Below are 26,555 nucleotides of genomic sequence, written 5' to 3' on the forward strand. Positions count from 1 at the left end.
CGCTGGGACGCCGTGTTTGCTACGCCTCGAATTCGGCCAGCGCGACTTCGATATCGCTGATCCGAAACGGTTTGGCGACCAGCCTGCGGTGCGCGTGCGCAGGCGGCAGAATGTCGCCGCCACCCGAGGTGAAGGCAAAGGGGATGCCGCGCTCGGCCAGCGCATCCGCAACCGGCCAGCCCTTTTCGTCGCCCAAGTTGATATCGACGAGCGCGCCGCCCAATGATTCGCTCGCGATGATCGCCAGCGCCTCGTCTTTGGTCGACGCCTGCGCCGGTTCGGGCAGACCGAGCGCGTCGAACATATCGACGAGCATCATGCCAATCAGCACATCGTCCTCGACGAGCAAGATACGCGGAGTGTCAGCCATTTTTCATCCTGTGCGCCGCGTCATCCAGCGCCGCCGATGTTGCCTCGGCCAATTGCGCGACCGAGAAAGGTTTGGGCAGGAACGCCACATCGTCAATGTTGATCGACTGCCGGAGCTGCTCCTCGGCATAGCCTGACATGAACAGCACGGGCAGGTCGGGCCGCTTGGCGCGCAGGGCGCGCACCATCGCGGGGCCGTCCATCGTCGGCATCACGACATCGCTGATGATCAGATCGACCTTGTCCATTTGGGCAAATCGTTCGAGCCCTTCCTCGCCCTGCGACGCGGTAACGACGGTATAGCCGGCGCGGGTCAGCGCGCGTTCAGCCACCGCGCGCACCATATCCTCGTCCTCGACGAGCAGGATGGTGCCGGTGCCCCATTGGCTTTTCTTGGGCTTGACGGGCGGCGGCGCGACCACCGGCGTGTCGGTGCCCGCGCGGTGGACGGGCAGGTAGATGAAAAAGCTGGTCCCCTGCCCCGGCTGGCTGTCGGCAAAAATATACCCCGCCGATTGCTTGATGATGCCGTAAACGGTCGACAGCCCGAGGCCCGTCCCCTTGCCCACATCCTTGGTGGTAAAGAAAGGCTCGAATATCTTGGGCAGCACGTCGGCGGCGATGCCGGTGCCGGTATCGCTGACCTTGAGCGCGCAATAATCGGCGGGCGGCATGAATTCATTGCCCATCTGGCGCACATCCGCCGCCGATACCGGATAGGTCTCGATCGTCAGTGTCCCCCCGCCCGGCATCGCGTCGCGCGCGTTGACCGCCAGGTTGATGATCACCTGCTCCAGCTGCCCCGGATCGGCGCGCACCGCGCCCAGCCCGCGGCCATGATGGACCGCCAGCTGCACCGTCTCGCCGATCAGCCGCTTGAGCAGGTGCGATACCTCCGAAATCACGTCGGGCAGTTGCAGGATCTGCGGGCGCAGGGTCTGCTGCCGCGAAAAAGCGAGCAGTTGCCGCGTCAGGCTGGCGGCGCGGTTGGCGTTGCTGCGGATCTGCTGGATGTCGTCATAGTCGCTGTCGCCGGGCGTGTGACGCATCAGCATCAGGTCGCAGGCACCAAGCACCGCGGTCAGGATATTGTTGAAATCATGCGCGACCCCGCCGGCCAGCTGGCCAACCGCCTGCATCTTCGACGCCTGCGCGACCTGGCGCTTCAGCCGGGATTCCTCGCTCGAATCCTTCAGGCTCAGCAGCACCGCCGCCTCGCCCAGCCCGCGGACCCCGACGACGCGGATCGACACCGGATCGCCGCTTTGCCCCGCCAGCCGGATCGACAGGTCGCCGCCGACCTGCTGCCCGCTGCTGTGGCGGCGGATCATGTCGGCGAGCGGCCCCTTGTCCTCGCCCACCACAATGTCGCCAGGGTAGCGCGGCATCTTGCCCTCGCCCAGATTCGCGGCGCGCACGAACGCGCGGTTCATGTACAGGAAACGCCCGTCGCGATCGACCATCGCCAGCCCGAACGGCAACAGCGACAGCAAGGTTTCGACATAGGTCTGTGCGGTGCCGCGGTCGGCCGGACCCATTTCCTCGTCGAGCAGCGCGAGCAGCACGGGGCCATTGGTGTCGGCCGGAGCGAGCGGGATTTGCAGCATCCGCACCGGGGTGGCGCGATCGCCCTCGCGCGCGAAATAGAGCGCGCCTCCGTCGTCGATCCGCAGCATCGGCGCAACATCGCGGCCGGCATAATGGCCGGCATCATCCTCGCCCAGCGCACGGAGCAGGAACGCCTGATTGGCGACACGCAGTCGCCCTTCGGCGTTGACCAGCGCCGCCATCACCCCGGCATGGCTGAGCGTGCGTCCCGCAGGTCCGTCAAGGTGGCGGGTGATTTCCGACGCGAGATCGAGCCGCTCGACCGCCGAAAAGCGCCAGACAAGATAATCCTCCGCCTGCCCCGTCCGCGTCACCTGCGCGCGCAGTTGCAGCGGCCCGATCGCGAGCCCGTCGGCGCGCCCTTCGCCATCGCGCCAGGCCGTGCGCCCGGCATTCTTCAGCACATCGGCACCGCGGCCTTCGAGCGGCAGCCCCGGCGGCGTGACGAAACCGCCCATCCAGGTGCCAAACAAATCATTCGCGCACACCATGCGCCCGGCGCGGTCGGTGACCGCGATTGCGACATCGTCATGATTTACCGCTTGGCGCAGCATCGTCCAATCGGGGGCCGCCGCATCAACCGCGACGGCGGCGGGGAACAAGCGGCGCGCCAGCACCACCCCACCAACCGCCAGCGCAAGTCCGGCGGCGAAACCTGCGGCGAGCACCGTGTCACGTGTGGCCCAGAACAGCAGCGCCACCGAAAGGAGCGCCAGCCCGCCGAGCAGGCCCATATCGACACGCGACAGCCCGTTCGGCACTACGAGCGGGCCGACGCCACCCGCCCCCCTGCCGATATCGGAATCAGCGGAAGGCAGGCTCGTCGCGGTCAATGACAGTCTTTCTTATCGGCGCATCACCAGATGCGAACACGGTCCTTGGGCGCCAGATATAGCTTCTGGCCTTCCTTGATCTGGTACGCCTTATACCACGGGTCAAGGTTGCGCGAGACCCAAGTCCGCTGGATCGACGGCGAATGCGGATCGGTCGTGATCCGCTGCGACAGATTCTGGTCGCGATAATTGCGCCGCCACACCTGCGCCCAGCCGAGAAAGAAACGCTGGTCGCCGGTCAGCCCGCCCAGCACCGGTGCTTCCTTGCCACCCAGCGACGCCTTGTACGCGTCATAGGCAACAGTCAGGCCCGCCAGATCGCCGATATTTTCGCCCAGCGTAAAGGTGCCGTCGAGCTTTTCGCCGGGCAGCACTTCATAGGCGTCATATTGCGCGATCAGCGCCTTGCCCGCGGCCTCGAATGCCGCGACGTCGGCGGGGGTCCACCAGTCGGCGAGCTTGCCGGTCTCGTCATATTTCGCGCCCTGATCGTCGAAATGATGGCTGATTTCATGGCCGATGACCGCGCCAATGCCGCCATAGTTGATCGCCGGGTCGGCGTGCGGGTCAAAGAAGGGCGGCTGCAGGATCGCGGCGGGGAAGACGATCTCGTTCATGCCGAAATTGGCATAGGCGTTGACCGTCATCGGGGTCATCCCCCATTCCCAGCGCCGGATCGGACCACCGAGGCGGCTGATATTGTCGTCGTGGGCGAACTGGTTCGAGCGCAGCGCGTTGCCGAACAGGTCGTCCGCCTTGATCTCCAGCTTGCTATAATCCTTCCACCGGTCGGGGTAGCCGATCTTGGTCGTGAAATTGGCCAGCTTCTGCTTCGCCTTGACCTTGGTCTGCGGCTGCATCCACGCGAGGCCGTCGATACGGCGGCCCATTGCGGCGAGGACATTCCTGACAAGTTCGTCCATTGCCGCCTTGGTTTCGGGCGGGAAGTATTTCGCGACATAATCCTCGCCGACGGCCTCACCCAAATTGCCGGTGGTGAAATCGACCGCGCGCTTCCAACGCTCCTGCATCTGCGGCGTGCCTGACAAAGCAGTACCATAGAAAGAGAAGCTTTCCTGCGCGAACTTCTCGGGCAGCACGCCCGAAAATCCGTTGAGACTGCGCACCAGCAGCGCGTCGCGGATCACCGCGATTGGCGCGTCGGCGAGCAGCTTGGCTTCGCCGGTAAAGGCGCTCGGTTGCGACACCAGCAGCGAATCCTCGTTGACGCCAATGCCGCGGATGAAGGTCGCCCAATCAAAGCCCGGCGCCGCGGCCGCCAGCTCAGCGATCGTCATCTTGTTATAGACTTTGGTCGCGTCGCTGCTGTCGTTCTTGTCCCAATGGACGGTCGCGATCTGCTTTTCGAAATCATAGATCGCCTTGGCGCGCGCCGCTGCGTTGGTTTCGCCCGCCAGGGTCAGCACATTCTCCAGATGCTTCAGGTAAGCCGCCTGCAACTTGGCGTTGCGCTCATTGTCCTTCAGGTAGAAATCGCGGTCGGGCATGCCGATGCCGCCCTGGAACATCGTGTAGATATAGACTTCGGGGTTCTTGTCGTCCTGGCCGACGTAGCCGCCAAAGAAGTGCTGGACGCCGTTGCGGTCGGCTTCGGCGAGCAGCGCGGCAAGGCCCGGCTTGTCGACGGCGCGAATCTTGGCGAGCCACGGCTGGATCGGCGCCAGTCCTTTCGCCTCGACCGCCGCGCCATCCAGATAGGCGGCATAGTTGCGGCCGATCATGCTGTTCGGATCGGCCTTCGCCGCCTCGAGGATTTCACGGGTGCGCTGCTGCGAGAGGTCGCCGAGCGCGGTGAACATGCCATAGTTGGACTTGTCGGCGGGGATCGGCGTGTTCTTGGCCCAGGTGCCATTGGCATAGGCATAGAAATCGTCGCCCGGCGCAACGCTCGTATCCATGCCCGCGGTATCGAAGCCGAAGGTACCAAGCTCGGGCTTGGCCGCCGGTTCGGCAGCGGGCGCGGGCGCGGCCTTTTCCTTGGCAACAGCCGGCGCGGAGGTCATCAGTACAGCGCCCAGCGCGGCGGTCGCCAGCAGGCGCGAAGAAACATGCAAAAGAGTCATGATAGTCCCCAGTTTTCAAAACCAAGCAACCACGCGCTGTGCGGTAGCGCAGCACCGGATTGCGATGGGATAGCTATACGACGGCGCGCGGGCGGTTCAACCGGCGGGGGTGTCGCTCGTCGATGGCTCATGTCGTTGGTCGCGCGCGCGGCGCAATTTGCGCCGCCAGCGGAGGCGGATCCAATTGTCCCAAAAGATCGCGGCGAGCACATAGCCAATCGCCGCGGACACGACGGATATGACCAGCAGGCCTGCCATCAAGGCCGGGGCGGCATCCGAAAACACCCAGCTCACCCATTCGCCTGCCGATGCACCATGTTCGATCATCGCCGCAAAGGTCGCGCTATTGGCTTGCAACCCAAACAGCCAGTCGCCCAACCACACCGACGCCAGGATGATGAACGGCGTCGTCACCGGGTTCGACAAAAAGGTCATCGCGGCGCCGATCGGGATGTTGGCGCGGACCGGCAGCGCGAGCAGCGCGACTCCCAAAATTTGGATACCCGGGATCAGAAAGAAGATACCGACGAACAAGCCCAGCGCCGTCCCGCGCGGCACCGAGGTGCGGGTGAAACGCCACAAATGGCTGTGCGCGACTCGATGGGCAAACGGCTTGACGAAACGGCTCGCGAGCAGTTCGTCGCGCGTCGGCGAATTGCGGCGGATCCAGTTCATCACCGCCGCCTTGTCCTTGGGCTTGCCGCCGCTCACCCGCGCTCTTTCATCAGTCGCTGCTTGTCACGCTTCCAGTCGCGTTCCTTGATCGACTCCCGCTTGTCATGCGCCTTCTTGCCCTTGGCGAGCGCAAGCTCGACCTTCGCGCGGCCGCGACTGTTGAAATAGACAGAGAGCGGGACCAACGTCATCCCCTGCCGCGCGACACCAGCGTACATCTTGTTGATCTCGCGGCCGCTCAAAAGTAGCTTGCGTGGGCGCTTGGGCTCATGATTGTGGCGGTTGCCGTGGCTGAATTCGGGGATGTTGCTGTTGATCAGCCACACCTCATTGCCCTTCACCTCGGCATAACTCTCCGCGATTGTGCCTTCGCCGAAGCGCAGCGATTTGACCTCGGTACCCTGGAGCGCGATCCCGGCCTCGAACACCTGTTCGATGGCAAAGTCGAACCGCGCGCGCCGGTTTTCGGCGACGACCTTTTTCTTGTCAAATTCGGCGGCGGACTGCGGACGGGCCATGATGAAACCTAAATCACTCCTGCCGCGGACAGCGCGGCATCGACGGCGGCGCGCGAAGCAGCGTTCGCCGGAATGATAGGTAGGCGCACTTCGGGCGAAAACCAGTCGTGGACCCGCGACAGCGCATATTTGACCGGTCCCGGCGAGGTGTCGGAGAACATCGCCTGATGCAGGCCGAACAGGCGACCGTGCAACACCAGCGCCCGCGCCCAGTCGGCCGCAGCACACGCGGCAGCAAAATCGGCGCAGAGCCGCGGCGCGACATTGGCGGTAACTGAAATACAGCCCACGCCGCCCATCACCGCGTGCGGCAACCACAGATCGTCGTTGCCGCTCAGCTGGCAGAAATCCTGCCCGGCACCCGCGCGCTGGATGGTCACGCGCGCCAGATCGCCGCTCGCATCCTTGATAGCAACGACCGACGGGATTTCCGCGAGCTTGCACAGCGTTTCGGCGCTGATGTCGGCGACCGTGCGGCCAGGGACGTTATAGACGACGATCGGCAGGTCGCTCGCGTCGGCCAGCGCCTTGAAGTGCGCGAGCATCCCCTCTTGGCTAGGCTTGTTGTAATAGGGGGCAACCACCAGCGCCGCCGTAGCTCCAGCCGCTTGCGCATAACGCATATGGCGAACCGCGGTGGCGGTGTCATTCGACCCGCACCCGGCGATCACCGGCACCCGGCCCGCTGCGGCCTGGATGCAGCTGTCGATCACCTGATAATGTTCGTCGAACCCCAGCGTCGGGCTTTCGCCGGTCGTACCGCACGGGACCAGCGCGCTGGTCCCTTCTTTGATCTGCCAATCGATAAGGCGCGCGAAGGCGGGCGCGTCGAACGCCCCATCGCGAAATGGCGTCACCAAAGCGGGAATAGACCCCGAAAACATGCCCCGCTCCTTTACAAAAACACGGCCCAGCCGGTAGAGTCCCGACGGCGCGCCGCTAATGGACGCCTATTCAGCGCCCCGCAAGGAGTTTGGCACTAACATGCACGGCATGAACACGCTGCCCCGTATTTCGCGCCTGGCGCTCGCCATGGCCCTCCTCATTCCGACGGCGGCCACCGCCAGCGAACTCACTCCTGAGCAGATGGCATGGTATCGCGCCCAGATGGGGCTGGCCTCAACTGCGGGACCGCCGCCCGCCACCAATTCGGTCGGCGATGCGGTGATGGAATGGCGGCGGCTGACCGCCAACACCGGCGCCTCATTCGACCAGCTGTCGCGCTTCCTGATGACCAACAAGGGCTGGCCCGACGCCGACAAGATGCGCACCCGCGCCGAAAAGGCGATCGCGATCGACAGCTTCGATCCGCCGCGCACCCTCGCCTATTTTCAGGCCTATCCGCCGCAGACCGCCAGCGGCCATTTGCGCCACGCGCTGGCGCTTAACGCATCGGGCCGCCGTGACGAGGCCAATGCCGCGGTGCGCCGCGCGTGGGTCAGCGGGCCGTTGGACGATGCCGAGACCAGCCGCGTGCTCGGCTTGTTCCCGGGCGCGATCACGCCTGCCGATCATGACGCGCGAATGGACCGGCTGCTGTGGTCGGGCGCGACCGGCGCAGCGAGCCGACAGCTTGCCTATACCTCACCCGAACGGCGCAGCGTCTTTGCCGCGCGCCTCGCGATGCGCAGCAGCGCAGTGGACGCCGCGTTTCAGGCCTCGGCGGTCGAAAGCGCCAATCCGTCGCTGATCCGCAGCGATGCCGGTTATATCACCGACAAGGCGACCTGGCTGCGCCAGACCGGCCGCGTCGGCGAAGCGCGCGCGTTGCTGGCGGCGCCCCGCTCGCTCGCCAAGGCGCCAACCGATCCCGAGGAATGGATCGAAACACTGCTGACCAACGCGCGGCAGGCCGACAGTGGCGGCGACAAGCTGACCGCCTATAATATTGCGCGGCAGATCGACGATGCGTTCCCGCCGGGAACGGTGATCCGCGAAACCCCGCTCAGCGTCCGCGACGATTACACGTCGCTGGCGTGGCTCGCGGGCCAGCTGGCGTACAAGGATCTGCGCCGCCCTGCCGAGGCGGTGAAACTGTACCGCGCTTATGGCGAAGCGGCGCGATCGGCGCAGACGCGTACCAAGGGCTTTTATTGGGCCGGACGCGCGGCGCTGGCAGCCGGCGACCGCGGCACCGCCAATGCGCATTTCGCCGATGCCGCCCAGCATTATGACCAATTCTATGGCCAGCTCGCGCTCGAACGGCTGGGCCGTCCGCAGCCCAAGCCGACCCCCAACCCGACAATCCGGGTCAGCGACGACGAAAAGCGCAACTTCAACGACGACCGACTGGTCCGCGCCGCGCGCGCGCTCGGCGAAATCGGCGCGTGGCGTGAGCAGACCCTGTTCCTGCGCGCGCTGTCGCAAAAGGCGACGTCGCCCGCCGACCATGTCCTCGCGGGACAGCTGGCCTCGCAGATCGGCCGCCCCGACCTGGGCGTCATGATCGGCCGCAGCGCGCAGGCGAACAGCCTCGACGCGGTCGAGGTCGCCGGTTTCCCCACCGTGCGCGTGCCTGCAGGTCACGAAGGCAACTGGACCTTCATCCACGCGATCACCCGCCAGGAAAGCCAGTTCGACCGGCAAGCGATCAGCCATGCCGGCGCCCGCGGGATGATGCAGCTGATGCCAGCCACCGCGAACGAGGTCGCGGGCAAGCTCGGCCTCTCGTACAACCGCGATCTGCTGACCAGTGACACCAACTACAACATGATGCTCGGGTCGACCTATTTCCAGCAGATGCTGCGCTATTATGGCGGCAGCTACCCGCTCGCCGTCGCGGCGTATAATGCCGGGCCGGGCAATGTGAACAAGTGGCTACGCGCCAATGGCGACCCGCGCACCGGATCGATCGAGATGCTCGACTGGATCGAGGCGATCCCGATCTTTGAGACCAGGAATTACGTGCAGCGCGTGCTGGAAAATGCGGTCGTTTACGACACGCTGCAACCCGGAAAAACGCTGCCGCAGGCGCCGCTCAGCTTCTACCTCGGCAAACGCACGCCGGGGTAATCCGCGTGGTGGGGGAACGCAGCAACATCATTTCGCCGACCGGCTTTGCCGCGCTGCGCGCCGAATATGACGCGCTGCTCGGGGATGAGCGGCCGAAGCTCGTCGAGGTGATCAGTTGGGCCGCGGGCAACGGCGACCGCAGTGAGAATGGCGACTATATCTATGGCCGCAAACGGCTGCGTGAGATCGACCGGCGGCTGTCGTTCCTGGCGCGCCGGATGAAGGCAGCCCGCGTGGTCGATCCAGCGGAGCAGCCTGACAAAAGCCGCATCTGGTTCGGCGCCACCGCCGAGCTCGCCGACGACGACGATGCGCGGCGCACCGTCACCCTCGTCGGCGATGATGAAGCCGAAGCGGGCGTCGGCCGGATCGGCTGGAACAGCCCGCTCGCCCGCGCCCTGCGCGGCGCCGCGGTCGGCGATGTGCGGGTGGTCCAACTGCCGTCGGGGCCGAAGCAATGGGAAGTCGTCGCAATCGAATATCGCTAGGCGCTTCACAGTGCGCGCCGTCACTGAAGCGGGCTGGACCGACAGCTAACAGATGATAATCTGGACCGGATGAGGGAGTTTGGGGCGATGCGAAACGCAATGGTCATGGCCGCGCTCTTGCTGACCGGTACGGCTCACGCCACGGAAGATCGTACTGCGATGCCGCCTGTTACCGACGAAATGTTGAAGGGGTGGCTCGAACGCGGCGAAGAAATCGAGACGCGCGCCGACGGTGACCTCAACGGCGACGGCGATACCGACACCGTGTATGTCGTCGCTAGCCCTGACGCGCGAACGCTGCGCGTCATGCTCAGCTATCGCAGCGACGTCGATATCGGGCACGAGATTGGCGGCGAATTGAAACTCGAACCGCTTCCGATCGGTCCCGCGGAACTGAAAATCGCAAAAGGCGTCCTGACGATCCGCGATTTGACCGGCGGCAGCACGGCCTTATCGGCTACCTACCGGTATCGCGCCGTCCGCACGGCGGAGCGGCCCCGGATGCGGCTGATCGGCCTGGATGCCACGGTGTACAGCCGCACATTTGCGCATGAAGGCCGCGAAATGAGCTGGAATGTCGCGACCGGCGATATCAACACCACCAAGCTCACCGTCCCGACCACGGGCGACCGTGGCTATAAAAGGCTTCATACGCGCCGGTTCAGCCAACCGGCACGCACCATCTACATGGAGGAAACACCCGATCCGGAAGCAGAACTCGTCCGCGTTGCCAAGGCGGAATGATCGCAATCAGGGCTGGAGCAGTGCCGGGATGATCCAGATCGCCGACATCACGATTACCACCGCGATCAGCGAAAAGGCCAGCACATAGCGCACATTGTGGCCCTTGACCCCGCCGCTGGCTTCGGTCTCCGTCACTTCGACATGCTCATCGACGACTTTCATGATGCGTATCCCTTTTCAACTGGTCCGGCATAGAACGCGGACAGCGCACGGGCGTTCCCGCGCGGTGTCGGGGAGAGAATGTTGCCAGAGGGTCTATAAGCCGGGTTCTGTCCACCCCTTACGGGGATGGGCGATCATTCCTCTAGGCGAACGGTTACCCGAACGCTCAAGCAGTCAACCCGGACGGCTGGGCCGGAATCAGCCCTGGATTGCTCCGTACCGTCCCTATTCGACCTTGCTCCCGGTGGGGTTTGCCGTGCCGCGCCTGTTGCCAGCCGCGCGGTGCGCTCTTACCGCACCCTTTCACCTTTCGCCGGGCCGAAGCCGTGGCGGTTTGCTCTCTGTGGCACTTTCCCTGAACCGGCCCGAGGGCCAGCCCGCCGGACGTTATCCGGCACCGTGATTTCCGTGGAGCCCGGACTTTCCTCCCCCGGCAGGATACCCCACCGGCGGCGATCGCCCAACCCTCTGGCGGTGCGAGTATAGCGCGAATGCCGGCGCATGGCGAGCGATTGCGGGGTGTGGTGGTTTGGGGTGGGAAGCGGACGTTGCCGATCCTCCCCGGAACGGGGAGGTGGCAGCCCGCAGGGCTGACGGAGGGGTCGGAACCTCGCGTTATAAGGCACCGCCGCGACCCCTCCACCACCGCTTGGGGGCGGTCCCCCTCCCGGTGCCGGGGAGGAAGGGTAACGTCCGCAACTGGTGCCACCTGCCGCTCACAAACAGTATACTAGTTCCCTTCGGCGCTCGTTCGGGCCGCAACATCTATGATATTTTCGTCCCTGATTCCCGGAGACGCCTTTTATGAAGTCCGCCCTGAAATCCGCGTTCGCGAACGAAATGGCGGCAGCGCGCGCTGCCGAGGCGACGAGCGATATGGCGCTAGCCAAACATCATTTGGAACGCGCGCATATCTTGGGCCAGCGTCGCTACTGGACGCATGTCCAGACGCATTTCCGGATGTTGCTGCTCGCGCGCAAGCAAGGGGATCGCAGCGAAGCGCGCGGCCAGTTGGTCCGCCTGATCGGCGCGGGTCCCTTCCACCTGGCGGGCTGGGTGCCGGTCGGCAACACGGGCGGCGCGGACGTTTCGGCAACACGGCCGATGCCGATCCCAGCGGACCTGCAAGCCCATCTTGAAGGTCATTCGCTGCGTAACGGGTTGATCCTGCGCGCTGTTCTGGTCGCCGCGGTCATCGCCGCCTATCTGTTAGTTGTGCGCTAAACCGATACCGACAAGACGGCGTGCCTCTTGTTGCCGCGAACGCGACGGCGATACCGGTCCTCAGTTCCCCTCGGGCTGCGGCAGCAACAGCCCCAGCAGGATCGCCCGGCACTCGCCGTCGATCGTGCCATCGATCAGTTCGGGGCGAAAGCGGCGCTGGAAGGCAACTGTCGCCGCAAAACCGTCGGTCACGTCATAGCCGAAGCGTTCGAGGGCCAGCAGGAACCCCGCATCGGTCCATAGCGGATCGGTCAGCTTCTTGCGCGGGCGCGGCAGTGCCAGACGGCGGCGGGCCAGTTCTTCCCATGGGAACAATTCGCCCGGATCTTGCTTGCGCGTCGGGGCGATGTCCGAATGGCCGACGACATTGCCGCGGGTGATCGCGTAGCGGTCCTTGATCAGGTGGACGAGGCGGACGACCGAGCCGACCTGCGGGTCTGGGAACGGGACATAGCCCCATTCGTGCCCGGGGTTGACGATCTCGATCCCGACGCTCGCCGAATTGATGTCGCTGATCCCGCGCCAATGCGATTTACCTGCGTGCCAGGCGCGTTTTTCCTCAGGCACCATCTGAGTGATCTGACCGTCCTCGCTGACGACATAATGCGCCGAGACTTTCGAGTCGGGATTGGCAAGCCAATCAATCGCTTCGGCGCCGCTCTTCATACCGGTGTAGTGCAGCACGATCATCGAGATGGGCAGCGCGCGCTCGTCGAAATTGGGAGACCAGCGTTCGATAAAATCGCTCATGCGCTCGGAAGACCCGTCCTGTGCTTGTCAGTTCGTCGATTGCGCCAGTGGCGCGTAAAAAGCAAGGTCAGGCCGCCGCCGCGCGGCGCACTTGCTGGTCGGCGGGTTCGTACAAACCGCGTAAACGCGGACTCGCGACGAACTGGTCCGTTTGCCCAAGCACGGTTTCGCCCGCGCCCAGAACAAGAAAGCTTTGCGGCGCCGCCATCGCCCGCAGCTTTGCGAATGCCTTTTGCCGCATCGGCGCAGAGAAATAGAGCAGCAAATTGCGACAGAAAATGAGGTCGGCGGGGCTGGCGAGCGGTGGCCGGTCGGTCAACATGTTCTGCACCGAAAAATCGATGCGGCGGCGGATATCGGCTTTGACCAGCCAGCCAGCCTCGGTCTGATCGAACCAGCGCACCATCCGCTGGACCGGCAGCCCGCGCTGGATCTCGAACTGGCTGTACAGGCCGACGCGGGCGCGGCTAATCGCGTGATAGCTGACGTCGGTGCCGACGATATCGACCTGCCACCCCGCCCATTTTTCGCCCTGTTCGGCAATCAGCATGGCCAGCGAATAGGCCTCTTGGCCGGTCGAGACGCCGCAATGCCAGATCGTCAGTCGGCGGCGCAGCTTGTTGATCTCGCGCAGCTTATCAAGCACCGTTGCAGCGATGTCATCGAACAGGCTGTATTCGCGATAGAAATAGGTCTCGTTGTTGAGCATCGCGTCGACGGTATCGTCAAGCAGTTGGCGACTGTTTGACGTGACCAACCCGGCGACCAGCGCGTCGAGATCGGCGATATTGTGGCGCTGCATCACCGGCTTCAGCGACATTTCGATGCGCCAGATGCGGCTGGGCGATAGCGTCTGTCCGGTCCGCGATTCGAGCACGCCCATCAGGACGCGGTAGGCCGATTCGCTGGCGCTGGCGCCCATCGCGGCTTGTGACGACCGGGCAGAAAGCTGCCGAGCATCAGCGCGATGGCGTCGGGGTTGAGCGTGGCGGCGGCAATTCCCGCTTTGGCGACCGCGCCGGGCATGCCCCAGATGACGCAGCTTTCAGGCGCCTGCGCAAAAATCGTCCCGCCCGCCTCTTTCAGCCGCGCCGCGCCGATGACGCCATCGCGGCCCATGCCGCTAAGGATCACCGCGACGCCGCTTTTGCCATAAACGTCGGCGACGGAATCGAGCATCGGATCGGCCGAGGGGCAGCAGCCATTATCGACGGCGCGACGGTCGAGCGCGATTTCATGACGGCGCCCGTTCTTCACCACGAGCAGATGCGCGTCCCCCGGCGCGAGGTAGATATGGCCGCGCTCGACCGTCATCCCCGCCTGTGCAACCGATACTTTACGGTCGGTGATCGTCGCGATCTGCTTGGCGTAAAATTCCATGAAGGCGTCGGGCAGATGCTGGGTGAGCAGGATCGGAGCGGCGATGCGTGGATCAAGATTGGCAAGGAAATTGGTGAAAGCCGGAATCCCGCCGGTCGACGCGGCGACAGCAATGCATTCGATCGGCTGGTCGCTGTCGATTGCCAGCGCGACAGGCGGCGGGGCGCGGCGCTCGGCGACGGGGACCGGCGCCGGGAAATCCTGCTGGTTGCCCAGCGTCATGATGCGCTCGGTCAGCACCTCGGCAAAGCGGCCCGAAAAGCTGCCGCGGCCGGGCTTGGCCAGCGTATCGCTGGCGCCGAGCGCGAGCGCTTCGATCGCCGCCGGACCGCCCTCGACACAGTTGGACGAGAGGATGAGCACGCGGGCTTTTGCGGCGCGCGTCAGGATGTGCGGCAGGGCATCAATGCCGCTCATCCCGGGCATTTCAATGTCGAGCACGACGACGTCGACTGGTTCGCGAGCAAGGAAGGCAAGCGCGTCATGAGCGGAGGCCACCGAGGCACAAATTTCGAGCCCCGCGCGTTGATCGACGATGCGTTCGAGAATGCTGCGGACGACCAGGCTGTCGTCGACCAGCATGACCCGCACCGTTCGCGCCGACGGTTCGGGATCGGAAGCCAGGGGTAGCGGACGCGCCATAGCCATCGCCTTATGCGACGCCGACGAGCTGCAATTTTCCTTCCAGCGTTTCACGGTCGAACGGCTTCATGACATATTCGTCGGCGCCGGCTTCGATTGCGGCGCGGATATGGTCGATGCTGTTCTCGGTGGTGCAAAACACCACGCGCGGCCGCTCTTCATGCCCATAGTCGAGGTCGTTGAACGCGCCGAGAAACTCCATCCCGCTCATCACCGGCATGTTCCAGTCGAGCAGGATGACGTCGGGGCGATTGGTGCGGCAATAGGTCAAGGCCTCCTGCCCGTCGGCGGCTTCATCCACCGCAAAGGCCATGCTTTCAAGAATATGGCGCGCGACCTTGCGAATGACTTTGCTGTCATCGACAACCAGACAAGATTTCGACATTCATTCCTCCGCAACACCCAGATTTCACATCATGCTAGTTTCAAGGAGTGTCTAGCCCGTTAACTCACGCCGCTTTCATCACGGGTAAAGTGATGAAATGCGACGGATCGACGACGAGCAGCGAAGCGCCCTGATGCTCGATCATGCCATCGGCAACCCGCGCCCAACCGGGCAGCAATTTTCCGGCAACCCGCGTTTCGGGCGCTTCGATAAAACAGACATCCTCGATCGCGTCGGCGAGCAGCGCATAGCCATGGTCGGCGACATCAACGACGATCACCCGCTGCCCCGCGGCAACCGGCACCGGCGGCAGACCGATGACAACATGCGGATCGATCAGCGTGAACACACGGCTGCGCAGCGCGAACAGCCCCGCGACATGGGGCGGCGCGCCGGGGACTTCGACCGGAATGCCGACGGTCACCACCGAGTTGATGGCGCGGCTGCGCAGCGCGACGCGCGTGTCGGCGATGCGCGCGATCAGATAGAGCTTTTCCATCATGCGCGGCCTCCCCCGACGCGGCGCGCCAGCGCGTCGAGCAGCGCCTGGCGGTCGTAACGATAGACGGTTTCGTCGTCCGGCCCCGCCGCGGCAATCGCGCTGCGCAGACGGATAATGGGGATTTCGTCGCCGATATGCGCGCAGGACGCGCCATCTTCGGTCAGGCAGAGCAAGACATCGGGCGCCTCGTCCACCACATCCTTGTCCGACACCACCCGGTAACCGGCGCTGCGCAAGATCGGCGCGAGAAAATTGCTGCCCCAGCCATCATGATCGTCAGCGAGGCGGCAGAGGGGCTGGTTCGGCGCGGCGTCTGCATCCGATGCGGCATATTGCGCCATCAGCCAGAAAGGATCGATCAGTTCGACGGGCTCGCCGCTGACCAGCACGACGCCCGCGATGAGCCCCGGCGCCGCCGACGGCTGTACCGCATCGGGCAAGCGGACGATATCGATGACTTCGGCGATCGGATAGCAGAGCACTGACTGACCGTCGAACAGCCGCAACAATTTCAGCGACCCCTCCGCATCGGGCAGTTTTGCGGCGTGAACCGAAAAAATATCATCGCCGATCTGCGCCTGAACCCGGCCAGCGCTTTCGAACAGCGCCGATGCGGGCACTTCCTCGACCCGCTCGATCACTGACAACCGGACCCCGCGAACCCGGCCGTTGGTGTCGCGGAACAACAGCAGCTGCGCCGCATTGCGCGCCGCGTTGGCCTGCGCCTCGGCGGCGGCCATCTGGTCATGATTGCGGCCGGTTTCGGTCGCGTCGATCGCTGCGGCGGCCACCAGCCCCTGGACGTCGAGCAGCAACACCGGGCGGCCATTGTCGGGTAAGGTCGTCCCGGCATAAAGCCCGGTCGCCATGATCATCGGCGCGGCGGGTTTGATTACCAGTTCCTCATGATCGTGGATCGCCGCGACGCTGAGCGCATAGCTTTGCCCCTGCCCCGGCCGCACGATCACCAGCGCCCGGTCATCGACATCATCGTCGTCGCTCGCTTCGCGTCCGAGCACCGTTTCGAGCCGCAGCAGCGGATATTGTTCGCCGCGCACCATCGCCAATTCGCCGCCGCCAACGCGGTCGATCCGCACCGTGTCGCCATTTTCGAGCAGGATTTCCCGGACCGCACCGCGCGGAATGGCAAAATACTGCCCCGCCGCGCGCACCATCAGCCCCGAAATGATCGTCAGCGTCATCGGCACGCGAAGCAGGATGGAAAGCCCCCGCCCTTCGTCGTTGCGCAGCTCGACGACGCCGCCGATCTTCTCCACATTCGCCTTGACGATGTCCATGCCGACGCCGCGTCCCGAAACTTCGGTGATTTTTGCCGCGGTCGAAAAACCGGGGCGAAAAACAAGTTCCAGCTTGTCCTTGGGCGACAGCGTGCGTGCTTCGGCGGCGGTGATCGCCCGCGATGCGATGGCCTTGGCCACCAGCGCGTCGGGCGACATGCCGCGGCCATCGTCGCGAATTTCGATTTCGATCTGGTTGCCCGACTGGCGCGCCGAGACCGAAATGGTCGCGGTGATGTCCTTGCCTGCCGCTACACGGTCCTCAAGCGCTTCGATGCCATGGTCGATCGCGTTGCGCACGATGTGGATCAGCGGGTCGCGGATATTTTCCATCATCTCGCGGTCGAGCTCGACCTCGCCGCCGCTGGTCTGGAACGCAATTTTTTTGCCCATGTCCTGCGCCAGGTCGCGCACGATCCGCGGCAGCGGTGCAAACAGCTTGTCGATCCGCTGCATCCGCATCTGGCTGACCGACTGGCGCATCCCGGCGATCGAATCGGACAGGCGGTCGAACGACGCGATCACCGCCGCGCTGGCGCCCGATTCGCGCAGCATCCGGGCGAATTCATTGCGCGCGAGCACGATGTCGGTGACGCCGGTCATCACGCTGTCGAGCAGCGGCAGCGGAACGCGGATCGAGCGCCAGTTTTGCAGTTCGGCCTGGAGATCATCGTCGCGGCGCAGCGGCACCCCGGCAACCGCATATTCGGTCTCGGCCGGCGCCGCCCGTTCGGCGAGCGCCGCAATCACATCGCTGTCGTCGCCGGTCGGTTCGATACCGTCCTTGCCCAGCACCGCGCACAGGATGTTCAGCCGGTCGATGATGCCAAGCACGCCCGTGACGAGCGCGGCATTGGCCGCGCGGTTGCCGCGGCGGACCTGGTCGAGCGCATCCTCGGCCGCATGCGACAGTGCGGTAACGCGCGGCAGAGCGAGGAAACCCGAGCTGCCCTTGATCGTGTGGACAAGGCGAAAAATGGCGTCGAGCTGGGCGCGATCCGCGGGATCAGCCTCCCACGCGACAAGCGCCCCACCGGCATCGGCAAGGATTTCCGCCGTTTCGGCCAAAAAGTCGTTCAGCAGATCGTCGATCACGGTACCGGTGCGCCCCAGAAACTGAAGCTGCACCATGGCCGAGAATGGTTAAGGGAGGGTTTGCATATTCTCCTCTCCGGTCGCCGTAGTACGATAGGGTGTTGAAAACAACCGGTGGACGAGTAAGGCATAGCTTTACATTATTCGCTTGACCCAGTGGAAAACGTAAGGCATTACTTTACGCGTGGAGATCGAGAGTATCCGGCACAAGGCGCTCAGGCGGTTCGTGGAAACCGGAAAGCCCAAGGGTTTGCCGGGTGATTTGACCGACCGGCTGTTCAAGATGCTGAACTTTATCATCGCCGCGGACACAGTGGACGAACTTGCGACGCCGCCCAACTATGGCCTTCATCCCCTGACCGGGAACCGTGCCGGGACATGGGCGATGAACGTAACGCGCAACTGGCGCATGACATTCTCGATCGACGATCAGGATGCCGTAATCGATCTGGATTTAGAGGATTATCACTGATGGCTATCAAGCTTCACCCGTCGTTCGCGATCCATGCCGGGGAATGGCTCAAAACCGAGATTGTCGAGGCGCACGGCGTCAAGATCAACGATCTGGCCGAGGCTTTCGGCGTCAGCCGCCAGGCGATCAGCGGCTTGCTGAACGGTCGCTATGCGCTGACCGCCGAGATGGCGATCCGGTTCGAGAGCGCTTTCGGCTTGAAGGCTGAAACGCTGATGCGAATGCAGGCGCGCTACGAACTAGCCAAGGCCCGCGAGCATGGAGTCGAACTGGCCGTGCGCAGCCTGATCGCAGCGTAATTTTCGGACGGGCTAGCGTACCCGCCTTGCAGCGAGGCGTTACCCCCGTCCGCGGAGGACGGCGCCGACCAGCAGCGACGTTGGCGTTTCGCGCGCGAGCATCACCGTACCGCCGTTCTGCGCCGCAACCGCCTGCACCAGCACCGCGGGCGCGGTGCGCGAGGTCATCGCGGTGGCGCCTTCGCCGTCGCGGAGGATGGTTTCAACATCGGCGTCGAGAAAGATGCGTTCGGCCTCGACATGCAGCGCGATTTCGGTCGCGTCGCCCTGCTTTTCGCAACCAATGTCAAGCCGCCCGCCGCGCACCAGCGCATCGACGAGCAGCAGCGACAGGTTGAGGATGATCTTCACCGCCGGTTTGGGCAACGGATCGCTGCCGATCATCCAATTGAGGTCGATTGCGCGATCACCGATGATCCCTTGGATCGCTGATTTCGCCTCATCCGCCGGGACCAGCTCGCCGAAGCCGCCGGCCGAGCCAAACGCTAAACGAAAGAATTTCAACTTGTTCGCCGACGTCCGCGCGCTTTGTTCGAGCAGTTCGAAACAGCGTTCGCGCATCGCCGGGTCTTTTTCGTCGGCAAGCAGTTCGAGCCCGTTGGCAAAGGCGCCCACCGGGCTGAGCAGATCGTGGCACAGGCGCGAGGCCAGCATGGAGGCGAAATCGACGCGGTCGTCGGACATGGATTGGTTAACTCCCCGCAAGCCGGACGTTTCCGGTTCGCGGATGCTCCCTAAGGCACCGACCCTGTCCAGAGCAAGAACGATCCCCACACTTTCGTCATCCCGGCGAAAGCCGAGATCTCAACGTCGCGTTCTCGATCAACGGCGAGATCCCGGCCTTCGCCGCGGTGACAAAATGGAGGGTTGAGCAGATCGCGAAGCCCTCCCCAGTCCCCTTGAACTTCCGCGCCCGAAACCCACATCCTCATCAATGCAGGGGGATGACAATATTTTGAGCGTGGCGCTCGACGATAGCGCGGCTGGGGTGCGGCTAGACCGGGCGCTGGCTGAGGCCTTGCCCGATCTGTCGCGCGAGCGGGTGAAGAGCCTGATCAAGGATGGCCGCGTCAGCGACGCGAGCGGCGCGGTCCTGCGCGACCCATCAGCCAAAGCGGCACTCCCGGCGGCGCTCGAAATTCGCGTCCCGGTTGCGACGCCCACGCACAATGTGGCGCAGGACATGGGCCTGATCATCGCTTATGAGGACGAACATCTGATCGTCGTCGACAAGCCTGCGGGCATGGTCGTCCATCCCGCCGCGGGCAATTTCGACGGCACGATGGTCAATGCGTTGCTCCACCATTGCGCGGGACAATTGTCGGGGATCGGCGGCGTTGCTCGCCCGGGCATCGTCCACCGCATCGACAAGGACACCAGCGGACTGATCGTCGCCGCCAAGCATGACCGCGCCCACGAAGGGCTGGCCAGGCAGTTCGCCGCGCACAGCATCGATCGCCGCTATCTCGCCCTCGCCACCGGGCGCCCGATGCCCGCCAGCGGTACCGTCGACGCGGCGCTCGGCCGGTCGAACACCAATCGCAAGAAGATGGCGGTGGTCGCCGCCGACCGTGGCAAGCGGGCGGTGACGCATTATCGGACGATCGAACCGCTGCGCCACGCCAGCTTGATCGAATGCCAGCTGGAGACCGGACGCACGCACCAGGTGCGCGTCCATATGGCGCATATCGGCCATCCGCTTGTCGGCGACCCGGTCTATGGACGCACCCGAAAGCCGCTGTCCGAGGTGCTGAAAGCCCGCAATTTCGCGCGGCAGGCATTGCATGCGGCCCATTTGGGCTTTATTCACCCGGTGACCGGTAACAACATCGCGCTCGACAGCGAAATCCCCTTGGATATGCGGGAACTGATCGACGAATTGCGCGTTTAGGTTTCGAATGAAAATCTATCTCGACCGCCCAGAGCAACGGCGGCATATTCTGACTCCAGATACCAAAGGGAAGACGCTCTCCAATGGCTAACAAAAGCAATGTTCCGGCGACGGTTCCAGCGCTGGGCGGCGAAGCCAGCCTGAACCGCTATTTGTCGGAAATCCGCAAATTCCCCCTGCTGACCCCCGAGCAGGAATATATGCTCGCGAAGCGGTTTCAGGAGCATGGCGACAACGAAGCGGCGGCGCAGCTCGTCACCTCGCACCTGCGGCTCGTGGCGAAGATCGCCATGGGCTACCGCGGCTATGGCCTGCCGGTCAGCGAACTGATCAGCGAAGGCAATATCGGCCTGATGCAGGGGGTGAAGAAATTCGACCCCGAACGCGGCTTCCGCCTCGCGACCTATGCGATGTGGTGGATTCGCGCGTCGATCCAGGAATTCATCCTGCGCTCGTGGAGCCTGGTCAAAATGGGCACCACCGCGGCACAGAAAAAGCTGTTCTTCAACCTGCGCCGAATGAAGAACAATCTGGAGGCGTTCGAGGATGGCGACCTGTCGCCCGAACATCTGACCAAGATCGCGACCGACTTGGGTGTCACCGAGGAAGAAGTGATCAGCATGAACCGCCGCATGGCGATGGGCGGCGATACCTCGCTGAACGTCCCGATGGGCGAGGATGGCGACAGCCAGTGGCAGGATCTGCTCGGTGACGAAGGCCCGTTGCAGGATGAGCGCGTGGCTGAGGCGCAGGAACGCGATGTGCGCCATTCGCTGCTCAGCGAAGCGCTGGAAACGCTCAACGAACGCGAACGCCATATCCTGACCGAGCGTCGCCTGACCGACGACCCCAAGACGCTGGAAGATCTGAGCCAGGTGTACGACGTCAGCCGCGAGCGCGTGCGCCAGATCGAAGTGCGCGCGTTCGAAAAGCTGCAAAAGGCGATGCTGAAACTGGCTGGTGATCGGCGTCTCATCAACGCCTGACGATTTTTTCCAGACAGCCGGCGGCCTTGAAATGGCGTAACGTCAATCAGCCGCTTGCCCATGAACGGCAAGCGGCTAATAAAACGGCATGACGACCGCTGCCAAAAAACGCGTGAAGCGCCGCAAGATACCCTGGTATCTGCGGCCGTTCAAATGGTTGCTATGGTTTGCCCTGATATCGGTGCTGTGGGTGCTGATCTATGCCGTCGTCCCGCCGCCGGTGACGTTCACAATGCTGGCCGACAGCAACGGGATCACCAAGGATTGGACCAGCCTGTCCGCCATTGATCGCAACATGGTGCGTGCGGTGATCGCGGCGGAGGACGGCAAATTCTGCACCCACAACGGCTTCGATACCGAAGCGATCGAACAGGCGATCGAGCGCAACGCCAAGGGCAAACGAATGCGCGGCGGATCGACCGTCAGCCAGCAGACCGCCAAAAATGTGTTCCTATGGCAAGGCAGCGGCTGGACGCGCTACGTCCGCAAGGTACCCGAAGTTTGGTTCACCTTCTTGATCGAGACGATCTGGGGCAAGCGGCGGATCATGGAAGTGTATCTCAACGTCGCCGAGACCGGCATCGGCACCTATGGCGTCGAGGCGGGAGCGCAGCGCTATTTCAAGCATGGCGCGGACAAACTGACCCCGGCGGAGGCGGCGCGCATCGCCGCGATCCTGCCACTGCCCAAGAAACGCGAGGCGGTCAGCCCGTCAGGCTTTACGCGCCGCTACGGGAACAGCATCCAGCGCCGCATCGGCCAAATACGGCGCGATGGGCTGGACAGCTGTATCTACCAATAGCGAATGTTGGCCGGACTAGCGCCGCACGCGTGCCCGCGTTTCGAGATCGACGATCCGGCGCTCTAGATAGCTGCGATCGTCGCTGGTCGGGGTGGCGCGGGCGTAAGCGGCATCAAGCCGCATCAAATCGCCAGCCTCGACCCGAACCTGCGCCTGCGCGGCAGCCGTGAGGCCGCTGGTCCGTAGCGCGCGATCGATGTTGGCCAAACGGGTGCGGTTGTCGAGCACCGCAGGGCCATCGTATGCGGTGTCGCCGACGCGCGCGTCGAGCGCGTCGAGGCGCGCATCAAGATCCTGGCGCTCGCGGTCGCTGATCCGATCGCGGGCATATGCGGCTTCGGTCTGGATCAAAGCGGCATAGTCGCGCTTAAGCTGGGTCGCCTGCGTGCGGCTCAGGCGGCGCGCAGCGACGCCTGCATCAACCCGCCGTTCGAAGTCGGCCCGCCCTTCGGCCACCGAGAGCGCGTTCGAAACATCATCATCATCGTCGGCATAGCCGCCATCGGTCAGCGCCTGCGTCAACGCGCCATAACGGTCGCTCAGCTCGGTACGCTCTTGCGTGGTGAAGCGACCGTCGGCGCCATAGCGCGCCTCAAGCGCCACCAGCTCGTCATATTCGGCCTTAACGCGGGCGCCGTTACGCTCGGTCAATCGGGCCGATCGGACGTCGGCATCGATACGCGTATGAAACTGGGTACGCTGCGTCGCCAATGGCTTGCGGCCGACCGCCCATTGCCCCTCGATCGAGGTCGACGTCCCCAGCCGGTCGCCGAACAAGGTGCCCAGGATGGCGCCGACCCGGTCTTGCTGGGTCGTCGATTGCTCGGCGGAACCGGCCTGCGCCATCGCTGCGCCGGGGGCCAGGATCAAAGCGCCGGCAGCGAAGGCGGTAAAGGTCTTAACCGTGGTCACGCGACAATCTCCCTGTCAAACTTGAACAGGGAACGTCCCGCCACGACTCTGGTTGCTTCGACAGGAAAGAGATCGGCTATGCCGGTTTCCAGCTCTTCCGATCTTCGGCTTGTTTGAGCACCTCAAATGCTGCCTGTCCCGCGGCAAAGCGCTTGGCGGCTGCGGCATCGCCGGGCTTGACGTCGGGATGCGTTTCTTTCGCGAGCGCGCGCCAAGCCTTTTTCGTCGCCTCGAAATCGGCGTCGGGCTCCAGATCGAGGATTTCCAGCGCGCGCATTTCATCGGCGCTGCGGCTGCCGTCTCCCGACCCGCCCCAAGCGTAATGCTGCGCCTTCGCATAAGCGCCCGCGTCACGCGTTTCGTCGGCGGCGCGCGCGGCCGCGTCTTCGGCGCTCAGCCCTTCGAAATAGTCCCAGCCGCGGTTGTATTCGGCAGCGTGGGTTTCGCAGAAATACCAGCGTTCGGGGCTGTTCGGCGACTTTGGTGCGGGGCAGTTGCCGGGGTTGGCGCAGCCATGTCGATCGCACAGGCGAACCTTTTGCGCCTCGTTGCCTGAGCCATAGGGGCGCCAGCGGGGAAAACCCCAATCATCGGATCTTTTTACGCGGCTCATTACCCCCATGTAGCGAGCGGGGGCCGCAATGGCTACCCGCCGCCCGCGAAAACCTAGGCTTTGGGCTTGTAGCCGAACGCCTTGCCCGCCAGCTTGACCACGGCAGGGTCCAGATCGGGGGGTGTCATCGGCACGATCGCCTCCAGCGCCTCCGCAATATGGGTCAGCGCCGCGATGCGCGCCGCTTTCTTGTTGTTGCCGTCGATCACCTTCCACGGCGCCCAGCGGGTGTTCGTCTGCGCGAACATTTCGTCCATCGCGGCCAGATAATCCTTGCGCTTGGCGCGGTTGCGATAATCTTCGGTGCCGGTCTTCCAACGCTTCCACGGATCGTCGAGGCGGTCGGCGAAGCGCTTGTCCTGTTCGTCCTGCGTCAGATGGACAAAGATTTTGACCAGATTGGTGCGGTTGCCGGTCAGTTGCGCCTCGAACTCGTTGATCTCGTCAAAGCCCTTGCGCCACTCGGCCTCGGTCGCAAAACCCTCGACGCGTTCGACCAGGACGCGGCCGTACCAGCTGCGGTCAAAGATCGCGATTTCGCGGTTGCCGGGCAGCCGCTTCCAGAAGCGCCAAAGGAAATGACGCGCCTTTTCCTCGTCGGTCGGGGCGCTGATCGGCCAGACATCGAAATAGCGCGGGTCGAGCAGCGCCGTCATCCGTTTGATGATCCCGCCCTTGCCCGCCGCGTCCCAGCCCTCGAACATGATGACGCTGCGCTGGCCATGGGTGATGTGCGCCGCCTGCACACGTTCGAGCCGCTCCTGCAGCGCTTCCATGGCATCGTCATAGTCGCCGTCATATTTGGCGCCGGCTTCGTAATCGGAGAGGGAAATGGTCATGCGCATTCTCTAGCGCAATCTGCGCCGTCCTACCAAGCGCCGAGGTTGTCAGTTTCTGGGACACCAGCCGCGATCATCGTTCATCGTCCCCCATGATAGCCTTGCGGGCGATCCAGGCGCCCAGTGCGCTTCGATTGCTGTCGACACGGGCGAGCGCCTCGCGAACCGCGCTGCCGCGCGAACCGAGGCGCTGCGCTGCACCATACCATCCCGCGGCCGCGTCGAGATCTCCCTCCATTTCATCGCAAAGGCCAAGATTGAATGCCAGCGCCGCGGTCGGTTCGACATCGCGGGCGAGCGCCTCCCACGCGCGGCAAGCGCCATTCGGATCGGTCTTGGTCAGCCGAACCGCGGTCTTGAATGCGGCCTGCGCGGGTTTCGTCAGCCCTTTGGTGCTTTCATCGACCCGGACGTCAATCGCATAATCGCGCGGGGCAAGGTCACGGCGAACCGCGCGCGCTTGGCTACGGATCGTGGAGAGGAAATAATCCTCCACCGATTGCGGTGCGCTGCGGTCAGGGCAATAGGTAAGCTGATCGCGGGCATTCAGCGGCCGGGTATAGCGAATCGAACCGTCCTCCATCACAACCAGCCGCACGGTCGTTGCCACGGACGCGCTGCGGCGGCGGCAGCGCATGTCGACGTCGATTTCCTTCATGCATTTCTTTTTGTCGGTGGCGTCATATTCGGTGCAGCGTTTTCGCTTTTCGATCACCGGCACTTCGTCGACGCTGCTGCGCACCGTGCCGGTGACCAGCGCATCAGTCGGTGCCCCCGACTCATGCGCAACGACCCGGTAAAAAGGACCGCCGCGAAAGCTCGCATCGGCCAGTTCGGCTTCGAGCGCTTGCGCAAACGCCGTGCCATCCTCCCCCTCGAACCGCTCGACCGAAATTCGGAGCAGGTCGGTGACATCGACAGCTGCGGGATCGGCGGCTTGGATCGGCAGGGTTTCCGCGGTCGCGGGGGCCGCGAGCGCCAAAAGAGCGGCGCCAATAACCCATCGTCCGTCGATCATCATGGCCCCCATCGTCCACCTCTCGCCCGGCTATCGCAGCCGCCGACAGCTGTCAAAGCCGCGGAAAGCACCAGGGTCAAAATTCCGTGGCGATCAGGTCGGCAAGCCGCCGCGGCGCTTCCATCGGGATGAAATGGCTCTGGTCAGCCCATTGCTCGTCGCGCACGGCGCCCAGCGCAGCGCCAAGGCCGGGCCAGGTCGGGCTGACCGAGAAATCGAGATTGCCCGCGCGTTCGCCCGATTTCGCGCGGATCACGCTGACCAGCGCGGTGATGCGAGCGAACCACGCGTGCGGATTGGTGCGCAGCGCATTTTGATACACCGATGCTTCGAGGGCGGGCGGACAGGCAAGCTCCCAGCCTGCGCCATCCGCGGCGCCGAGCAGACCGAAACGACAATAGTCCGCAAGCACCTGGGGTTGCCAATGCGCATAGGGCGGGCGCGAAGCAAAATGCGCATTCATCGCTGCCCAGCCGTCCCAACGGCTACGCCGCCGCGCCACGGGATGTTCGCCCGGATCGGGGACGGGTGCATCGTCCGCACCGATGTAAAACTCAGGCGGCATGATGACCGGATCGATCAGGAAGATGTGCGCAAAGCCATTGGGCCGCTCGGCGGCGAGCCGGGTCAGGACGTAACCGCCCATGCTGTGCCCGCACCCGACGAGCGGCTTGTCTGCGAAGCGGTCGACCAGCGGCAGCAGCGCGTCAGCGGTGATCGCCCAGTCGGACAGCGAGGCGGGCTTGGCGCTGCGGCCATGGCCAAGTTGATCGGGGGCGATAACGTGCGTGCCGGAAGGCAGCGCCGCGACGACCTGATCCCATAACCGCGCGTGAAACCCCGTCGCGTGCAGCAACAGCAGCGACGGGCGCTCCGACGGCTCACCCCATTCGAACCAGCAGATTTCGCCGTGCGGCGTTTCCAGCCGGTGCTCGCGCGGCGCTTCGTTCACGC

General features: G+C 64.2%; 28 protein-coding genes and 1 other RNA gene. 9 read left to right on the forward strand and 20 right to left on the reverse strand.

The window, feature by feature from the left end:
* Positions 1–19: 19 nt before the first annotated feature.
* From VGN68_RS06915 to dapA, 6 genes are all read right to left on the reverse strand, one after another.
* The gene (locus VGN68_RS06915; protein ID WP_327475126.1) at positions 20–370 is read right to left on the reverse strand and encodes a response regulator; all 351 of its coding nucleotides are present in this window, start codon (positions 368–370) and stop codon (positions 20–22) included.
* Positions 363–2,711, reverse strand: a complete 2,349-nt coding sequence (locus VGN68_RS06920) for a hybrid sensor histidine kinase/response regulator (protein ID WP_327475283.1) — start codon at positions 2,709–2,711, stop codon at positions 363–365. The genes VGN68_RS06915 and VGN68_RS06920 overlap by 8 nt, the downstream gene beginning before the upstream one ends.
* Before the next feature lie 122 nt (positions 2,712–2,833).
* Positions 2,834–4,894 (reverse strand): M13 family metallopeptidase, encoded by a 2,061-nt coding sequence (locus tag VGN68_RS06925; RefSeq protein ID WP_327475128.1) that lies wholly within the window; start codon positions 4,892–4,894, stop codon positions 2,834–2,836.
* 96 nt (positions 4,895–4,990) lie between these two features.
* Complete coding sequence (locus tag VGN68_RS06930) at positions 4,991–5,569, reverse strand: DUF2062 domain-containing protein (protein ID WP_327475285.1); 579 nt, start codon at positions 5,567–5,569, stop codon at positions 4,991–4,993.
* A gap of 32 nt (positions 5,570–5,601) precedes the next feature.
* Positions 5,602–6,087: an SsrA-binding protein SmpB gene (gene smpB / locus VGN68_RS06935; RefSeq protein WP_088442006.1), complete on the reverse strand. Its 486-nt coding sequence runs from the start codon at positions 6,085–6,087 to the stop codon at positions 5,602–5,604.
* Between the two features lie 8 nt (positions 6,088–6,095).
* Entirely contained in the window at positions 6,096–6,971 is an 876-nt protein-coding gene (dapA, locus tag VGN68_RS06940) for a 4-hydroxy-tetrahydrodipicolinate synthase (RefSeq protein WP_327475132.1), read from the reverse strand.
* A 100-nt stretch (positions 6,972–7,071) separates the two neighbouring features.
* Between dapA and VGN68_RS06945 the strand changes: the two genes are divergently transcribed.
* The 3 genes from VGN68_RS06945 to VGN68_RS06955 all read left to right on the forward strand — a co-directional run bounded on the left by VGN68_RS06945 (position 7,072) and on the right by VGN68_RS06955 (position 10,331).
* A complete protein-coding gene (locus tag VGN68_RS06945; RefSeq protein WP_414713023.1) occupies positions 7,072–9,099 on the forward strand; it encodes a lytic transglycosylase domain-containing protein in 2,028 nt (675 codons plus the stop codon).
* Positions 9,100–9,107: 8 nt separating this feature from the next.
* Positions 9,108–9,587: a transcription elongation factor GreB gene (gene greB, locus VGN68_RS06950; RefSeq protein WP_327475287.1), complete on the forward strand. Its 480-nt coding sequence runs from the start codon at positions 9,108–9,110 to the stop codon at positions 9,585–9,587.
* Between the two features lie 87 nt (positions 9,588–9,674).
* Positions 9,675–10,331: a hypothetical protein gene (locus tag VGN68_RS06955; protein ID WP_327475135.1), complete on the forward strand. Its 657-nt coding sequence runs from the start codon at positions 9,675–9,677 to the stop codon at positions 10,329–10,331.
* A gap of 6 nt (positions 10,332–10,337) precedes the next feature.
* Here the strand turns inward: VGN68_RS06955 and VGN68_RS06960 are convergent, their stop codons facing one another.
* On the reverse strand, positions 10,338–10,493 hold the full coding sequence (locus VGN68_RS06960) for a hypothetical protein (RefSeq protein WP_293703321.1): 156 nt from the start codon (positions 10,491–10,493) through the stop codon (positions 10,338–10,340).
* Positions 10,494–10,573: 80 nt separating this feature from the next.
* Positions 10,574–10,965, reverse strand: an RNA gene (rnpB, locus tag VGN68_RS06965) — RNase P RNA component class A.
* A 332-nt stretch (positions 10,966–11,297) separates the two neighbouring features.
* On the opposite strand from rnpB, the gene VGN68_RS06970 reads away from it, so the two are divergent.
* Complete coding sequence (locus tag VGN68_RS06970) at positions 11,298–11,717, forward strand: DUF3703 domain-containing protein (protein ID WP_327475138.1); 420 nt, start codon at positions 11,298–11,300, stop codon at positions 11,715–11,717.
* A 60-nt stretch (positions 11,718–11,777) separates the two neighbouring features.
* Here the strand turns inward: VGN68_RS06970 and VGN68_RS06975 are convergent, their stop codons facing one another.
* The 6 genes from VGN68_RS06975 to VGN68_RS07000 all read right to left on the reverse strand — a co-directional run bounded on the left by VGN68_RS06975 (position 11,778) and on the right by VGN68_RS07000 (position 17,805).
* The gene (locus tag VGN68_RS06975) at positions 11,778–12,467 is read right to left on the reverse strand and encodes an N-acetylmuramoyl-L-alanine amidase (protein ID WP_327475140.1); all 690 of its coding nucleotides are present in this window, start codon (positions 12,465–12,467) and stop codon (positions 11,778–11,780) included.
* Between the two features lie 67 nt (positions 12,468–12,534).
* Positions 12,535–13,389, reverse strand: coding sequence for a CheR family methyltransferase (locus VGN68_RS06980; RefSeq protein ID WP_327475143.1), 855 nt, complete (start codon positions 13,387–13,389; stop codon positions 12,535–12,537).
* On the reverse strand, positions 13,350–14,489 hold the full coding sequence (gene cheB, locus VGN68_RS06985; protein ID WP_327475145.1) for a chemotaxis-specific protein-glutamate methyltransferase CheB: 1,140 nt from the start codon (positions 14,487–14,489) through the stop codon (positions 13,350–13,352). Before cheB ends, VGN68_RS06980 begins: the two co-directional genes overlap by 40 nt.
* 10 nt (positions 14,490–14,499) lie before the next feature.
* Positions 14,500–14,874, reverse strand: coding sequence for a response regulator (locus VGN68_RS06990; protein ID WP_327475147.1), 375 nt, complete (start codon positions 14,872–14,874; stop codon positions 14,500–14,502).
* A 64-nt stretch (positions 14,875–14,938) separates the two neighbouring features.
* Complete coding sequence (locus VGN68_RS06995) at positions 14,939–15,376, reverse strand: chemotaxis protein CheW (protein ID WP_327475149.1); 438 nt, start codon at positions 15,374–15,376, stop codon at positions 14,939–14,941.
* Positions 15,373–17,805 (reverse strand): chemotaxis protein CheA, encoded by a 2,433-nt coding sequence (locus tag VGN68_RS07000; protein WP_327475151.1) that lies wholly within the window; start codon positions 17,803–17,805, stop codon positions 15,373–15,375. The genes VGN68_RS06995 and VGN68_RS07000 overlap by 4 nt, the downstream gene beginning before the upstream one ends.
* Before the next feature lie 148 nt (positions 17,806–17,953).
* Between VGN68_RS07000 and VGN68_RS07005 the strand changes: the two genes are divergently transcribed.
* On the forward strand, positions 17,954–18,241 hold the full coding sequence (locus VGN68_RS07005) for a type II toxin-antitoxin system RelE/ParE family toxin (protein ID WP_327475153.1): 288 nt from the start codon (positions 17,954–17,956) through the stop codon (positions 18,239–18,241).
* Positions 18,241–18,540, forward strand: a complete 300-nt coding sequence (locus VGN68_RS07010) for a HigA family addiction module antitoxin (RefSeq protein ID WP_327475155.1) — start codon at positions 18,241–18,243, stop codon at positions 18,538–18,540. The genes VGN68_RS07005 and VGN68_RS07010 overlap by 1 nt, the downstream gene beginning before the upstream one ends.
* A 39-nt stretch (positions 18,541–18,579) precedes the next feature.
* Here the strand turns inward: VGN68_RS07010 and VGN68_RS07015 are convergent, their stop codons facing one another.
* Positions 18,580–19,224 carry a histidine phosphotransferase family protein gene (locus VGN68_RS07015; RefSeq protein WP_293703306.1) on the reverse strand — a complete coding sequence of 215 codons (645 nt, stop codon included), beginning with the start codon at positions 19,222–19,224 and terminating at the stop codon, positions 18,580–18,582.
* A 250-nt stretch (positions 19,225–19,474) separates the two neighbouring features.
* Here VGN68_RS07015 and VGN68_RS07020 point away from each other — a divergent pair, with 250 nt between their 5' ends.
* From VGN68_RS07020 to mtgA, 3 genes are all read left to right on the forward strand, one after another.
* Positions 19,475–20,431: an RluA family pseudouridine synthase gene (locus VGN68_RS07020; protein WP_327475158.1), complete on the forward strand. Its 957-nt coding sequence runs from the start codon at positions 19,475–19,477 to the stop codon at positions 20,429–20,431.
* Positions 20,432–20,514: 83 nt separating this feature from the next.
* Positions 20,515–21,417 (forward strand): RNA polymerase sigma factor RpoH, encoded by a 903-nt coding sequence (rpoH, locus tag VGN68_RS07025; RefSeq protein ID WP_327475160.1) that lies wholly within the window; start codon positions 20,515–20,517, stop codon positions 21,415–21,417.
* An 88-nt stretch (positions 21,418–21,505) separates the two neighbouring features.
* Complete coding sequence (gene mtgA / locus VGN68_RS07030) at positions 21,506–22,219, forward strand: monofunctional biosynthetic peptidoglycan transglycosylase (protein WP_327475162.1); 714 nt, start codon at positions 21,506–21,508, stop codon at positions 22,217–22,219.
* A 15-nt stretch (positions 22,220–22,234) separates the two neighbouring features.
* Here the strand turns inward: mtgA and VGN68_RS07035 are convergent, their stop codons facing one another.
* The 5 genes from VGN68_RS07035 to VGN68_RS07055 form a co-directional block, all read right to left on the reverse strand.
* Positions 22,235–23,131 carry a hypothetical protein gene (locus VGN68_RS07035; protein ID WP_327475164.1) on the reverse strand — a complete coding sequence of 299 codons (897 nt, stop codon included), beginning with the start codon at positions 23,129–23,131 and terminating at the stop codon, positions 22,235–22,237.
* 76 nt (positions 23,132–23,207) lie between these two features.
* The gene (locus tag VGN68_RS07040; RefSeq protein ID WP_293703296.1) at positions 23,208–23,744 is read right to left on the reverse strand and encodes a J domain-containing protein; all 537 of its coding nucleotides are present in this window, start codon (positions 23,742–23,744) and stop codon (positions 23,208–23,210) included.
* Between the two features lie 53 nt (positions 23,745–23,797).
* A complete protein-coding gene (locus tag VGN68_RS07045; protein WP_327475166.1) occupies positions 23,798–24,583 on the reverse strand; it encodes a polyphosphate kinase in 786 nt (261 codons plus the stop codon).
* A 73-nt stretch (positions 24,584–24,656) separates the two neighbouring features.
* Entirely contained in the window at positions 24,657–25,601 is a 945-nt protein-coding gene (locus VGN68_RS07050; protein WP_327475168.1) for a hypothetical protein, read from the reverse strand.
* Positions 25,602–25,677: 76 nt separating this feature from the next.
* Positions 25,678–26,553, reverse strand: coding sequence for an alpha/beta hydrolase (locus tag VGN68_RS07055; protein WP_327475170.1), 876 nt, complete (start codon positions 26,551–26,553; stop codon positions 25,678–25,680).
* Positions 26,554–26,555: the final 2 nt, after the last annotated feature.

This window comes from Sphingopyxis sp. (genome assembly GCF_035998965.1).
Lineage (GTDB): Bacteria > Pseudomonadota > Alphaproteobacteria > Sphingomonadales > Sphingomonadaceae > Sphingopyxis.

Bases quoted from the DNA above. Each gene is read 5' to 3' on its own strand.
- VGN68_RS06915 (WP_327475126.1), bottom strand. From the start codon at position 370: ATGGCTGACACTCCGCGTATCTTGCTCGTCGAGGACGATGTGCTGATT.
- VGN68_RS06920 (WP_327475283.1), bottom strand. From the start codon at position 2,711: ATGGGCCTGCTCGGCGGGCTGGCGCTCCTTTCGGTGGCGCTGCTGTTC.
- VGN68_RS06925 (WP_327475128.1), bottom strand. From the start codon at position 4,894: ATGACTCTTTTGCATGTTTCTTCGCGCCTGCTGGCGACCGCCGCGCTG.
- VGN68_RS06930 (WP_327475285.1), bottom strand. From the start codon at position 5,569: ATGAACTGGATCCGCCGCAATTCGCCGACGCGCGACGAACTGCTCGCG.
- smpB (WP_088442006.1), bottom strand. From the start codon at position 6,087: ATGGCCCGTCCGCAGTCCGCCGCCGAATTTGACAAGAAAAAGGTCGTC.
- dapA (WP_327475132.1), bottom strand. From the start codon at position 6,971: ATGTTTTCGGGGTCTATTCCCGCTTTGGTGACGCCATTTCGCGATGGG.
- VGN68_RS06945 (WP_414713023.1), top strand. From the start codon at position 7,072: ATGCACGGCATGAACACGCTGCCCCGTATTTCGCGCCTGGCGCTCGCC.
- VGN68_RS06955 (WP_327475135.1), top strand. From the start codon at position 9,675: ATGCGAAACGCAATGGTCATGGCCGCGCTCTTGCTGACCGGTACGGCT.
- VGN68_RS06960 (WP_293703321.1), bottom strand. From the start codon at position 10,493: ATGAAAGTCGTCGATGAGCATGTCGAAGTGACGGAGACCGAAGCCAGC.
- VGN68_RS06970 (WP_327475138.1), top strand. From the start codon at position 11,298: ATGAAGTCCGCCCTGAAATCCGCGTTCGCGAACGAAATGGCGGCAGCG.
- VGN68_RS06975 (WP_327475140.1), bottom strand. From the start codon at position 12,467: ATGAGCGATTTTATCGAACGCTGGTCTCCCAATTTCGACGAGCGCGCG.
- VGN68_RS06980 (WP_327475143.1), bottom strand. From the start codon at position 13,389: ATGGGCGCCAGCGCCAGCGAATCGGCCTACCGCGTCCTGATGGGCGTG.
- cheB (WP_327475145.1), bottom strand. From the start codon at position 14,489: ATGGCGCGTCCGCTACCCCTGGCTTCCGATCCCGAACCGTCGGCGCGA.
- VGN68_RS06990 (WP_327475147.1), bottom strand. From the start codon at position 14,874: ATGTCGAAATCTTGTCTGGTTGTCGATGACAGCAAAGTCATTCGCAAG.
- VGN68_RS06995 (WP_327475149.1), bottom strand. From the start codon at position 15,376: ATGATGGAAAAGCTCTATCTGATCGCGCGCATCGCCGACACGCGCGTC.
- VGN68_RS07000 (WP_327475151.1), bottom strand. From the start codon at position 17,805: ATGGTGCAGCTTCAGTTTCTGGGGCGCACCGGTACCGTGATCGACGAT.
- VGN68_RS07010 (WP_327475155.1), top strand. From the start codon at position 18,241: ATGGCTATCAAGCTTCACCCGTCGTTCGCGATCCATGCCGGGGAATGG.
- VGN68_RS07015 (WP_293703306.1), bottom strand. From the start codon at position 19,224: ATGTCCGACGACCGCGTCGATTTCGCCTCCATGCTGGCCTCGCGCCTG.
- VGN68_RS07020 (WP_327475158.1), top strand. From the start codon at position 19,475: ATGCAGGGGGATGACAATATTTTGAGCGTGGCGCTCGACGATAGCGCG.
- rpoH (WP_327475160.1), top strand. From the start codon at position 20,515: ATGGCTAACAAAAGCAATGTTCCGGCGACGGTTCCAGCGCTGGGCGGC.
- mtgA (WP_327475162.1), top strand. From the start codon at position 21,506: ATGACGACCGCTGCCAAAAAACGCGTGAAGCGCCGCAAGATACCCTGG.
- VGN68_RS07040 (WP_293703296.1), bottom strand. From the start codon at position 23,744: ATGAGCCGCGTAAAAAGATCCGATGATTGGGGTTTTCCCCGCTGGCGC.
- VGN68_RS07045 (WP_327475166.1), bottom strand. From the start codon at position 24,583: ATGACCATTTCCCTCTCCGATTACGAAGCCGGCGCCAAATATGACGGC.
- VGN68_RS07050 (WP_327475168.1), bottom strand. From the start codon at position 25,601: ATGATCGACGGACGATGGGTTATTGGCGCCGCTCTTTTGGCGCTCGCG.